This is a genomic window from Chthoniobacter sp. (assembly GCF_040003245.1).
Lineage (GTDB): Bacteria > Verrucomicrobiota > Verrucomicrobiia > Chthoniobacterales > Chthoniobacteraceae > Chthoniobacter.
On sequence record NZ_JBDUCX010000199.1, the window covers coordinates 1 to 12,909 of the forward strand.

General features: G+C 61.2%; 8 protein-coding genes. All 8 read left to right on the top strand.

Going from position 1 to position 12,909, the window contains the following annotated elements; all coding sequences use genetic code 11:
• On the top strand, positions 1-299 hold a 299-nt coding region (locus ABJF10_RS22780; RefSeq protein ID WP_348546914.1), incomplete at its 5' end, for a hypothetical protein.
• Entirely contained in the window at positions 290-1,699 is a 1,410-nt protein-coding gene (locus ABJF10_RS22785) for a type IV secretion system DNA-binding domain-containing protein (protein WP_348546915.1), read from the top strand. The genes ABJF10_RS22780 and ABJF10_RS22785, both read left to right, overlap by 10 nt.
• 55 nt (positions 1,700-1,754) lie before the next feature.
• Positions 1,755-4,199, top strand: a complete 2,445-nt coding sequence (locus ABJF10_RS22790; protein ID WP_348546916.1) for a TerB N-terminal domain-containing protein — start codon at positions 1,755-1,757, stop codon at positions 4,197-4,199.
• Positions 4,196-5,545 carry an ATP-binding protein gene (locus ABJF10_RS22795; protein ID WP_348546917.1) on the top strand — a complete coding sequence of 450 codons (1,350 nt, stop codon included), beginning with the start codon at positions 4,196-4,198 and terminating at the stop codon, positions 5,543-5,545. Before ABJF10_RS22790 ends, ABJF10_RS22795 begins: the two co-directional genes overlap by 4 nt.
• 12 nt (positions 5,546-5,557) lie before the next feature.
• Positions 5,558-7,762, top strand: coding sequence for a DEAD/DEAH box helicase (locus tag ABJF10_RS22800; RefSeq protein WP_348546918.1), 2,205 nt, complete (start codon positions 5,558-5,560; stop codon positions 7,760-7,762).
• An 89-nt stretch (positions 7,763-7,851) separates the two neighbouring features.
• Positions 7,852-8,139 carry a hypothetical protein gene (locus tag ABJF10_RS22805; protein ID WP_348546919.1) on the top strand — a complete coding sequence of 96 codons (288 nt, stop codon included), beginning with the start codon at positions 7,852-7,854 and terminating at the stop codon, positions 8,137-8,139.
• A gap of 75 nt (positions 8,140-8,214) precedes the next feature.
• The gene (locus tag ABJF10_RS22810; protein ID WP_348546920.1) at positions 8,215-8,493 is read left to right on the top strand and encodes a hypothetical protein; all 279 of its coding nucleotides are present in this window, start codon (positions 8,215-8,217) and stop codon (positions 8,491-8,493) included.
• A gap of 92 nt (positions 8,494-8,585) precedes the next feature.
• Positions 8,586-12,909: DEAD/DEAH box helicase family protein (locus ABJF10_RS22815; RefSeq protein WP_348546921.1), on the top strand; the 4,324-nt coding region annotated here is incomplete at its 3' end.

Consider the following 12,909-nt stretch of genomic DNA (forward strand, 5'->3'; position numbering starts at 1 on the left):
ATGGCGACCCTATGATTGCGGTGCTCGACCTCGTTCGGTTGGCCATTCAGCACCCGCCGCAGCCGGATGCGGCGACCGCTGCGCTGCCGCCCTCCTTTGAGGAGTTCCGCGCCACGATGGAGCTGCTCGACACCCGTTCCAAGGCTTTCGTCTCGCAGTCCACCACTCTCATTGGTGAACTGCGCACCTTCACGCAGACGATCCAGCGCCTGAACGACGGTCGCGCCGCGACCATTGTCATGATGCTCATACTCGGACTCGCATGCGGTCTCGGTGCCGGCTGGTTCGTATGGAAGTAAAACTCGCCATCGCCGCCGCAGGCACGCTTTGGCTGCTCGCGCTCGTCGCCCTCCTGACGAGCCGCCGCAAGCCGGCTCGCCGTCCAATCGTGCGCCTCGCCGGCCTGACGTGGGCGCGGGAAGATTTCTGCCGAGGCTGGCTCATCACCGGCGACACCGGCTCGGGCAAGACGCGCTCCGGTATCACTCCGCTGCTCTTCCAAATCTTCCAGAACGAGCCGACGTGGGGCGGCCTCTGCATCGACGACAAAGGACTCTATTGGGAAACCCTCTCCGCGATGGCAAAGCACTTCGGCCGTGAGAACGACTTGATCCTGCTCCAGGTCCGGCCCGAAGGCGCGTCCTCAAGCTGGAAACCGCAGCACACCTACAACCTCACGTCCGACCGCAGCATTCCCTACAACACCTTTGCCAAGGCGGTCGTGGACACCGCCTCCTCGCTGGGGCAATCCGGCGACAAAGGCTTCTTTCGCAACCAGGCTCAGACCCACATCGCCGCCGCGCTGGAAACGCTGCGCGAGATCGACGCTGACGTGACGTTGGAGAACGCTTATCACCTCCTGCTCGCCGAGCGGGACTTGGAGGATGCGATGAACGATCTCGCCAGCGGTTACCAGTCCCCGCGTCGGCGCGAATTGGCGGAACATTTTCGCAATCGCTTCCTCTCCCAGCCGCCCGAGCAGATCGGCGGCGTGAAGGAAACGATCGCCAACTACCTTCAGCCCTTCATCACCCCCGAGATCGCCCAGGTCTTCTGCGCGGGCGAGAACAGCTTCGACTTCGCCGACATCGACCGCGGCAAGATCATCTGCGTCGCCATGCCGCAGAAGTTCCAAGTCGAGCGTCGCTACGTGAACACCTTCCTGAAGATGCTCTTCTATACCCACGCGCTCCGCCGCTTCGACAAACCTGCCGAGGAGCGAAAGACCGACAACCTGCTCATCCTCTGGGCCGACGAAGCCCAAAGGTTCGTCTCCGCGAGCGAGGAAGGCATGAGCGACTACAACTGCATCGACGTCATTCGTGAAGCGCAGGCCACCGTCGTCGCCGCCGCGCAGTCCTCGACCTCCTTCATTCCTCCCCTCGGCCGCGAAAAGGCCCGCGTCTTCACCCTCAACCTCCGCAACCGCCTCGTCTTCAAAGCCGCCGATGAAGAGGGCGCGCTCGAAAGCGCCGACTTCCTCGGCAAACAGCGCACTATCAAAAAGTCATGGGGCTACTCCGGTGGAAAAATGTCGCGAAACTACTCCGAGCAGGAAGAACACAAGATCAAGCCGCACCTGCTGCGCAGTCTGCCCAAGCACACCGCAGTCGTCATTCATTGCGAACGCGGCCACCGAAAGAAACTGCTTCCTCCGATTGAAGTGAACGGTGACGTGTGCGCGTGGTTCAGAAGTTAGCGGGTCGCCCCACGCCTCCACCGTTTCAAACGACACATCCAAGCTGGTTCTGCCAGTGACTTGCGGCGTGGTTTCCGGTAAGCGTCTTTCGATGCGCTGGTTAATCGGAATCATCGGAGCTTTTCTCCTCGGCCGCCTTGCCGGTTGGCAAGGCGCACTCGTCGGCTTTGTCGTCGGATTCATAGTCGGCACCTGGATCGCGAAGAAGTTCCAAAAATCCCGACCGAGCGCTATGCCGCCAACATCGGCCAGACGGGCGCGCCAAACGGAGCCTGCTCCGATTGGGAAGCCCGCGCCTGTGCCGCGAGCGGCTACGCGCGAATCGGCAATCTCGATTGACGTCTCTTTCGGCACGGATTCGTCGAGCGAGCGGCGCACCGGGCGAAGCGACGCGAAGCTGACTTGGCATCCACCCGGACAACCGGTGAGCCATGAGGGACTGCGGATCGGAAGTGGAATGATCTACGCCACGGATCGTCCGCTTCGGTGGCCTGGTGAACCTTCGGCCATCATCACGTCGGCGACCGTTGCGCGCACGGCCGCACATCCTTCGCAGGACTTCGGCTACTATCCGAGCTACGAACATCTGCCGCCGGAACAGCGGCGCTGCTACCTTGAATGGCTCGCTGCTGGTCGCGAGGATGCCGATCCATCGCAGCGGTCGCTCGGATATGTGTTCATGTTCTTCTACGGGCTCGAGCGACGTATTCTCGTCGAGGGCGACCGTGACCCGGTGTTGCTCGATGAGATCGTGCGGTTGCTTCAGCACTACGGACCGGTCCACAAATCTCGTTCGCTTAAGAGCTACTTGCTGCAGCTCCTCCACTTTACGGGTTGGCAGCTCGGAGCGGATTACTACCGCGCGCTTTGGCCGCGGCTGCTGGAGTTTGACGGCGAGCGCCCCGATCAGGATGGGATGCGCTTCGTGCTGGCGAATCTCCATCAACGTGGCGAACCGTTGGATTGGACGGTGGCGTATCGGATTGCGATGGGAAATGAGGAGAGCCGTCGCAGCACCGTGGTCACGAAGGCACGGGACAAATTCTGGGAGCTTTTTGAGCAACGATTCAATCAGCAGTTTCCCGGCGGGATGGTGCTTCAGGCTGCGAAGCAGCAGGCGCTGGTGCAGTATCGACCGGCGAGCAACGCGCTCATTCAGATGAGCTATGAGCGCAAGCGGGGGAACCAGTTCGAGCTACGATTGCCGAATGTCGCTGGGCTGCATCGGCAGTTCAAAGCGCTGCCGGAGATTTGGAACTCCTGCGTGGATGACCTCTCGGGCTACAGCCGTGCGCTCAGTTCTAAGAAGCAGGGACAAGCGGCGGCCTTGGCTGCGTGGCAAGCGCTGCCTCCGGATCTACGGCGTGCGGAGGAGCATCCTGCGCGCGTTGCATTCGACGAACTTGTTGCCGCTGCACCACGGGAGGGAGACTACATTTTTGCGCCTGTCAGCGTGCTCGCCGCGCTGGCCGGTATCGACGAGCGGGCGAAGCTCACCGCGGGACAGTCGCGGCAGGTTGCCGAACTTGTCCTGGGACTTGGCTGGCAGCTTGCACCGAATCCCGATGTTACCGGCCTGCCGCTGGCTTGGAATCAAGAGCTGGCGCTGTATGCGTCGATTCCCGGTGAAAGCATCGCGCCGCACGTCTCCGGTCTTGTGCGGTTGCTTTATCTGGCGGTCACGCTTGCGGCCGCAGATGGGGTCATTGAGCCCGAGGAGCTGGACAGCTTTCATCAACTGATCGCGTCGCAAATCCAACATGAGAGCGATTGGCGTCCGCTGCGTGCAACCGAAGCTTCATTGCGGCGTGACGCTAACGTGGCGCTCCGCTCACTGCCGCAAATGGCGAAGCTCATTCCCGAGGAGAGTCGGCCGTTCGTGCTCCGCACAATGGCGCACATCGCAGCGGCGGATAATGAGGTCACTCTCGATGAGTTGAAAATCCTGCGCCGGATGGCGCGTGCCTTCGAACTCGATCCCGGCGCGGTGGAGAAGCTACTCCGCGAAGATGAGGCGTTTCGCGAAGTGGCCATCGACGGCGCGGGCGAGAAGTCGAGCGGCGAAGCCATTCCGAAACGTCCCACGGAGCAACCTGCCGCATTTGCCCTCGATCACGATCGCATCAAGGCGCTCACGCAGGAAACGCAAGAGGTCATTTCGATGCTTTCGGTCGTCATGGCGGAGCCGGAAGAGGTCGTCACGGCACCAGTTGCCGCTCCTGCGGCGCCCGTCGAACCTTCGGCACCGATCGAATGGCTCAGCGGGCTTGATGCACGCTACCACGCAGCGGTGTCGGCGTTGGTTCGCCACGACGAACTGACCACCGCCGATTTCGATGTGCTCGCAGCGAAGCATCACCTGATGCCCGACGACTTGCTCAACGCGGTGAATACTTGGGCGGATGAAGCGCTCGGCGACTTCCTGCTCGAACGCGGTGAAAACGTGAGAGTATTTCGAACACTGCTCCCGGATACTGCCGAACTCCCAATCGCCGCATGAACCCACCCGTTGCCATCAAACGTCGCGAACGCGATGCCGTGCTTCAATCGCTCCAGGCGGGCCTTGTCCCAAAACAAGGTCTCCACCTCATCCAAGTTGGACGCAAATCCGAAGTGTCGGCGCTGCTTCAAGACCTGGAACGCGTCTGCGATGACGGCGCATCGTTTCGTATCGTGGTCGGACGATTTGGCAGCGGGAAAAGTTTCTTCCTCAATCTCGTCCGCAACCTCGCGTTTCAAAAGAAGCTCGTCGTCGCGCAGGCTGATTTCAGCATGGAGCGGCGGCTCTACGCCAGTGGTGGCGAGGCACGCGGCCTTTATAGCGAACTGATGCGCAACATGGCCACGAAGGCGCAGCCCGACGGTGGTGCGCTTCCGAGCGTGCTCTCGACTTGGGTTTCACAAGTCCAGCATGCCGTGATGAGCACGGGCGGCACGCCGGAGGATGTGGACCGACGAATCGGTGAAGATTTGCGGGACTTGCAGAATCATATTGGCGGTTTCGAGTTCGCCGAAGTCGTGCGCGCTTTCTACCGCGGCTACGTCGAGAAGAACGAGGCACTGCAAGCCGCTGCCCTCCGATGGTTGCGCGGAGAATACACCACGAAAACCGAAGCGCGCACCGACCTCGGAGTGCGGCGAATCGTGGATGACGACTCGTTCTATGATGGCCTCAAACTCATGGCGGCATTTGTCCGCAAGGCAGGATTTGGCGGGCTTCTCGTGAACCTCGACGAAATGGTGGTACTCTCGCACCGATTGCCCAGCTCGCGTGCGCGTCAGGCGAACTATGAGGCGCTCCTCACGCTTCTGAACGACAGCTTTCAAGGCAACTCGCGCGGCCTCGGCTTTATCTTCGCCGGCACGGACGAGTGCCTCGAAGACAAACGTCGCGGGCTTTTCAGCTACGAAGCGCTCCGCAGCCGCTTGGCGGAGAATACCCTCGCACGCCAACAAGGACTGGTGGATCTCTCCGGGCCGGTCGTTCGTTTGCAGCCACTCACGCCCGAAGACCTGTTCGTGCTGCTGAAGAATATCGCCTTCGTCCACGCGAGCGGCGATTCGGCAAAGGTCGTTGTATGCGATGAGGGGATCGTCGCCACGCTACGGCAGGCGAACGAGCGCCTCGGTGCCGATTACTTTCGCACGCCGCGCGATGTGGTGCGCTCTTTCATAGGTCTGCTAAACCTCATTGATCAGAACCCAGGAAAGACCTGGCAGGACGTGCTGGGAGCGGATGTGTTTCAGAAACCCTCCGCGCCGATGTCCGCCGAGGAGGAAGTCGCCAACGGCGCCGCGCCGCCACCAGACGATGCGGATGACGACCTCACCGCGTTCAAGCTCTAGCCCGCATGCCGCATGAGCGCGGCCTTCGCCAAACTCCACCCGAAGATTCAGGAAGCGGTGTGGAATCAACGCTGGGAGGAATTGCGCCCGCAGCAAGTCGCCGCGATCGAGGTGGTGCTCGATTCGACTGATCACCTCATCCTCGCTGCTGCAACGGCGAGCGGAAAGACCGAGGCTGCTTTTCTACCGGTGCTCTCGCAGCTTGCGGCGGAACCGGAAGAATCGGTGCAGGCGCTCTACATCAGTCCGCTGAAGGCGCTCATTAACGATCAGTTCCGACGTCTCGAAGACCTCTGCGCCTACGCGGACATTCCCGTGCACCGTTGGCACGGCGATGTGAGTGCGACCGACAAACAGCGGCTTCGGCAGTCGCCCAGTGGAGTGCTGCTGATCACACCCGAGTCGCTCGAAAGCCAATTCATCAACCACGATCGCCATCTGCCGCGCATCTACGCGCATCTGCGTTTTGTGATTATAGATGAATTGCACGCCTTCCTCGACAACGTGCGCGGCATTCACCTGCGCAGTCTGCTCGCACGGCTCTGTGTCGCCGTTGGGGTGAAGCCTCGAAAGATTGGCCTGTCGGCAACTATCGGCGACTTTGCACCGGCGCAAGCATTCCTCTGCCCGGAAGCGCCTGACAGCGTGCGCGTGCTCGAAGACGCAAGCCAGCGGAAGGAATTGCGCGTAGGATTGAAGGCATATCTCGACGCACCCGAGCCAGCGGAGGGTGACGGGACTGATACCACTCCCGCCGCCGACACACCCAGCGGTCTGGCGGCCGTCGCCGCCGATGTTGCGCAGCGGTTTCGTGGCGAGAGCAACCTCATCTTCTGCAACAGCCGTCGGCAAACGGAACTGCTCGCCGACAAGCTCCGGCAGGTGGCCGAGCGGGAACACTGGACGCGGAATCCTTTCCTGCTGCACCACGGTTCGCTGAGTCGCGATTTACGTGAGGACGCAGAGCGGGAATTGAAATCGGGACAGCCAGTGACGGCCATTTGCACGAGCACGCTCGAAATGGGTATCGACATCGGTTCGGTGCGATCCGTCGGGCAGGTCGGACCAACGTGGAGTGTCGCGTCTCTGGTGCAGCGGCTCGGTCGCTCCGGGCGGCGCGATGGTGAGCCGCAGACTCTCCGGCTCTACACGCTCGATGAGCCGCTCACACAACACTCCTCGCTCACGCGGCGGCTCTATCCCGAACTCATCCGCGCCATCGCGTTACTCGAATTGCACCGAGAGCGTTGGCTGGAACCGCCGGAGAACGACCGCTTCCATTTCAGCACTTGCGTCCATCAAGTGCTGAGCGTCTGCCGTCAGACCGGCGGAGCGTCAGCGACTCATCTGCTCGACGTGCTGTGTCGGCGTGGTGCTTTCCGACACATCGAACCGAATCAGTTCGCTGCATTGCTCCGCGGTCTCTCTGCACATCAGCTCATCGAACAAGTGCCCACAGGCGAACTCATCCTCGCACCTGCCGGTGAGCGCATCGTCGAGAGCTACGATTTCTATGCGGCGTTTGCCGGTCGCATTGAATATCGCGTCGAGCACGATGGCCAGCCCATCGGGGTCCTGGCGCAAGACAGCATCCCCGCGGAAGGCGAATTCCTGCTGTTTGCTGGCCGGCGATGGCGCGTCGAACTGATTGACCACAGCGGAAAGCGCATCTCCGTGTCTCCAGCAAAGGGGTGGAAGCAGCCGCGTTTCGCCGGAGGCATCGGCGGTCTGCATCCCCGAGTGACGCAGCGAATGAAGCGCGTGCTCAGCGAGGATTCCGGCTTTCCGTACCTCAACACAACGGCAGCGCAGCTCCTCAGCGAAGCGCGACAGACGTTCGCGGACGCGGGCCTTACAACGCAGGATACTGTGACGGGTTTCGCCGGTGTGGAATGGTTCCCTTGGCTTGGCAGCCGCGTGCTTCTCACCCTGGAGCTTTGCGCCAAGGCCGACGGTATTCAGACCGAACGCGACAACCTCTGCTTACGTTACCAAAAGCTTTCCGCCACGGACTTCGCTACCCACCGCGCAAGAATCGCTGCTGGGACGTTCACTTCTGGCCAATTGGTGACGCTGCTTTCCGACCTGCAACGCGACCGATTCGACGAATACGTTCCCGAGGCGCTGCTCCAGACGGCGTTCGTCTCTGAGATACTAGACATTGCTTCCGCACAGCTCTGCGCAGATTCCCCGAATCTGCCTCGCGTTGAGATCTAGGAAAGGGCTGTCAACGCGGGAGCTTATTGTCCTCTCAATTGCGCCCGCGCGAGCGCTGGGAGTGAGCAACGCCGGAGCACGATGGCGATGTGCTTAGAAGACTACGCTCTCAACCACGACAGCAGGCTACACCGCATCGGACTGCTTTCCACGAGCTGCCGGAAGGCCAGCAACGGCTGATCCGCGCTGGTTTGCAGGCGTTGCGCGACCCCGAGATGAACCGGCGCGTGCATGAGCATCTGGAGGCGCGAGGTGATTCACCGCGCGACCTGATCGCCGCCGCACTCGTCGCGGCACGTTTTCATCGCGAGCAAAACGGCTTCGATCGCGCACCGGAGCAGATCCTTCGACCTCGTGGCACTTCGCAATCCGTCTGATGCCACTCAAACGCAATGGCAAAGTCGCTTCGACGAGCGACGATCAACTGAGTCTATTCGACTTCGCACGAACTTATGAGCGCAACCACATTCCTTTACCTGACCCAATACGGCCTGATGGCCGAGAAGCACTGGCGGGAGTTCCGCCCGAAGATGGTGGCGCAGCTCGAAACGGAGGGGCGACTGATGGAGGCGCTTTGGGAGGCACAGGAGACGACGCTGGACGAAATGGAAACGCTCACTCGAACGCTGGAGCGGGAACAGAAGCTGACGCCGGAGCAGGCGCAGGCGAGGGCGTGGGAGTTGATCCGGGAGAAATATATTCTCCTGCTGCCCGAGAACCCGAACGGCTAAACGCCCGCAACTACCGCATCCGGTCTGAGGACCAGCTTGGCGCCGGCTCGATCAAGCAAAAGGCGCGGGACAACTTCGCCGCGATCGAGCTGGTGCAGCGGCTTGATGCAGAGCGCCGTTCAGCGACAGACGACGAGCAGCGGGCCTTGGTAAAGTATGTGGGCTGGGGCGGCATTCCCCAGGTGTTCGCCGATTTCGGCCCGCCGGAATGGCATGAAGAGCGAGAGCAGTTGAAGCGCCTGCTCACGCCGGATGACTACGCTGCGGCGCGAGCCTCCACATTGAATGCGCACTACACTTCGCCCACCGTCATCACCGGCATCTACGAAGCTGTGGAGCGGCTGGGCTTCGCGGGCGGGCGCGTCCTGGAGCCGGCTTTGGGCGTCGGCCATTTCTTCGGTTTGATGCCAGCGGAGATCGCCGCGCGCTCGCGGCTCACGGGCATCGAGCTCGACCCACTCACCGCGAGCATTGCACGGCACCTATACCCGGACGCGGACGTTCGCGCGCAAGGCTTCGAGTCTGCCCGGCTTGTGGAAGGGTCCTTCGACCTCGCCATCTCGAACGTCCCTTTCGGTGACTACAAGGTGAGCGATCCCGAATTCGATGAGCGCAACTTTCTGGTCCATGACTACTTCTTCGCCAAAGGCTTGCAGCAGGTGAGGCCGGGCGGACTCCTCGTCTTCATCACCTCGAAAGGCACGCTCGATAAGGTCAACTCCGGCCTGCGTGGTTATCTCTTCGACCAGGCTGAACTGGTTGGCGCGATTCGGTTGCCGAACACCGCCTTCAAGCAAAATGCCAATACGGAAGTCACGACCGACATCATCTTTCTGCGCAAGCTCGCGGAGGGGGAAAAGCCGGGCGGCGCGCCTTGGTTGACCCTTGCAGAGCACGTCAACGCGGACGGCACCGCGTTCCAGATCAACGAATACTTTGCAGCCCGCCCTCACATGATGTTGGGCCAGATGGCGCTGGAGGGAACGATGTACCGCGGGAACGACCCAGCGCTCGTTCCAGATGGGCGCGATCTTGGCGCGGCGCTCCGCGAGGCGGTGAAACTTCTGCCCGAAGGGATCTATCGCGCGCGTGAGCACACCCACGGTCCACAAGCCAACGCCGAGGAAGCGATCCTTGCGCCGGACTACGTGAAGGAGAATGCCTTCACGCTTCACGATGGCATGCTCGCCGTCAGAACAGGCGCGACGCTCACGCCGTTGGAGAAAACTCCCGACGAGACGGCCCGGCGCATCCGCGGGCTCATCAAGGTGCGCGAAGCCGTTCGTGAAGTGCTGCGCAAGCAGCTCCAGGACGCCGACGATGGGGAGATCCTGCGCACACGGCGGCACCTCAACCTGCAATACGATGTCTTCGTCTCCCGCTTCGGAGCGGTAAACGACAATGCCAATCGGCGCGCTTTCCGACCCGACCCCGACTATCCGCTGCTCTGCTCGCTGGAAGATTACAACGAGGAGACGAAGCGCGCGGAGAAGACGGCGATCTTTCGCGAGCGCACCATTCAGCGGGCGCAAGCGCCGCGCTTCGCGGAAACTCCGAAGGATGCGTTGGTGCTCGCGCTCAACGCGACGGGCCGCGCCGATCTGGCGACGATGGAGGCGTTGTTGAGCCGGCCGTCGGAGGAATTCCTGCCGGAACTGAAAGGCATGGTGTTTCGGAATCCGCAATCCGAGCAGTGGGAGACTGACGACCAATACCTCTCCGGCGACGTGCGCTCCAAGCTGGAGGACGCGCGAGCCGCGGCTTCCGCGGACGCGCAGTATCGAGAGAATGTGACCGCGCTGGAAGCGGTTCAGCCAGCCGACTTGAGCGCGTCGGAGATCGACGCGCGCCTGGGTGCGGTGTGGATTCCGGCGACGGACATTGAGGCGTTTGCCCGGACATTGCTCGGCAGCGAAGGCATCACGATTCAGCACGCAGCGGCCATTGGCACTTGGTTCGTCAGGGCGGACTACGCGGCCCGCGGCACCGTGGCGAACACGACGGAATGGGGCACCACCCGCTACTCCTCGATCGAGCTGATCCAGGACGCGCTGAACCTCAAAACGCCAACCGTGTATGACTCCGATCCAAAGACCGATGCGCGGATCATTAACCCGCAGCAGACCGAGGGCGCGCGGGACAAGATGGACAAGATCAAAGAGCGCTTCAAAGGCTGGATTTGGGAGGACGACGAGCGCCGGGAAAGGTTGTGCCGCAAATACAACGACGAGTTCAACAGCGTGCGGTTGCGTGTCTTCAATGGAAGCCACCTGACGCTTCCTTCCAGCAGCCAGCAGATCCAACTGCACCCGCATCAAAAGAATGCCGTCTGGCGCATCGTCCAAAGCGACAACACCCTGCTCGCGCATGTCGTGGGCGCAGGCAAGACCTACACGATGGTGGCGACCGGCATTGAGTTGAAGCGGTTGGGGCTCGCGACGAAGCCGATGTTCGTCGTGCCGAATCACATGCTCGGGCAGTTCTCGACCGAGTTACTGATGCTTTATCCGACGGCCAATATCCTTGTCGCGGGCAAGGAAGATTTCGAGGCGTCGAAACGTGCGCGCCTCTTCAGCCGCATCGCCACCGGGAATTGGGATGCCGTGATTGTCACTCATTCCAGCTTCGAGAAAATTCCGGTATCAGTGGAAACGCGGAAGGATTTCATCGGAGAACAAATTCACGAAATCAAACAGGCCATCCGCGAGCAACGCAGCGAGCGGGGCACCCGGCTGGTCAAGGAATTAGAGCGCGTGCAAAAGCGTCTGACGGCCAAGCTGGAAAGTCTTTCCGCCGAGCACAAAAAGGACAACACGCTGACCTTTGAGGAGCTTGGAATTGATCGGCTCTTCATCGACGAAGCGCACAAATTCAAAAACCTCTTCTATGTCACCAAGATGACGCGCGTCGCCGGACTTCCCCAGACGGCATCGGAGCGCGCGTTCGACATGTTCCTCAAGGTTCAACACATCCAGGCGAAGAACAAAGGAGGAGGCGTGATCTTCTCCACTGGCACCCCCATCTCCAACACGATGGCGGAGATGTTCACGATGCAGCGCTACTTGCAAATGGGCGCTCTTCGACGCAACCAGCTCCAGCACTTCGATTCATGGGCCGGCACCTTCGGCGAGATCGTGAGCACGATGGAACTCAGCCCGGATGGCAGCGGCTACCGGCTGCAAAGCCGCTTTGCGCGCTTCGTCAATGTGCCCGAGCTAATGCAGCAATTCCGCCAGGTGGCGGATGTCCAGACGGCGGACATGCTCAAGCTCCCCGTGCCGAAGCTGGATCAAGGAAGACCCGTCACCGTCAGCGCGCCATCGACGCCGGAGTTGAAACGATTCGTCGATCAACTCGTCAAACGCACCGAGAAGATCAAGAGCGGGAAAGTCGATCCACGCGACGACAACATGCTCAAGATCACTACCGAGGGTCGCAAGGGCGCGCTCGATTTGCGTTTGATGCTTCCCCAAGTGCGCGACAATCCTGACTCCAAGATCAATCAGGCCGTTGAGAAGGTTCACCAGGTCTGGCTCGACACGACTCCGCAGAAAGGAACGCAGATGGTCTTTTGCGATCTCTCTACGCCGAAGCCAGGCGGCAGAGGGTTTTCGGTTTATGAAGATGTGCGCGCCAAGCTCCTCGCGCGGGGTATTCCGGCCGGCGAAATCGCCTTCATTCAGGACCATGACGACGACTCGGCCAAAGCCTCGCTTTTCAAAGCGGTGCGCGAAGGAAAGGTGCGCGTGCTCTTAGGCAGCACTCCAAAAATGGGTGAGGGCACCAATGTGCAAAAGCGTCTGGCCGCGCTTCACCACCTCGATGCGCCGTGGCGCCCTGCCGACATCGAACAGCGCGAAGGCCGCATCCTCCGGCAAGGCAATCAGAACGAATACGTGAAGATTTTCCGTTATGTCACCGAAGGCAGTTTCGACGCCTATATGTGGCAGACCCTCGAAACCAAATGCCGCTTCATCTCACAGGTCATGACCGGCGACGCGACGATGCGCCGAGCCGAGGACGTGGACGCCGCCGCGCTCACCTATGCCGAAGTAAAGGCCATCGCATCCGGCAACCCGCTCGTCATCGAGAAGGCTGCGATCGATGCCGAAGTCATGCGCCTCACGCGGCTCAAAAAGCAGCACGCCGAAAGCCTTTACCAAATGCGCTCCCGCATCCGCAGCCTGACGGGCAGCGTGGAAATGTGCGAAAGGGACATCGCCAATGTCCGTGAGGACTTACGCACTCGTACGAGCACGCGCGGGAACAATTTTTCGATGACCGTGCAGAAGGAAACTTTCACCGACCGGGTGAAAGCCGGTCGCGCGCTCGTCTTCCTCGCGGCGGCGATGAAGCCATTTCAATCCACCAAGGCCATCGGCGAGATCGGCGGCTTCCCCATCTCGCTGCATCGTT

Coding starts and splice junctions, on each gene's coding strand:
- ABJF10_RS22785 (WP_348546915.1), top strand. CDS start 290: ATGGAAGTAAAACTCGCCATCGCCGCCGCAGGCACGCTTTGGCTGCTC.
- ABJF10_RS22795 (WP_348546917.1), top strand. CDS start 4,196: ATGAACCCACCCGTTGCCATCAAACGTCGCGAACGCGATGCCGTGCTT.
- ABJF10_RS22800 (WP_348546918.1), top strand. CDS start 5,558: ATGAGCGCGGCCTTCGCCAAACTCCACCCGAAGATTCAGGAAGCGGTG.
- ABJF10_RS22810 (WP_348546920.1), top strand. CDS start 8,215: ATGAGCGCAACCACATTCCTTTACCTGACCCAATACGGCCTGATGGCC.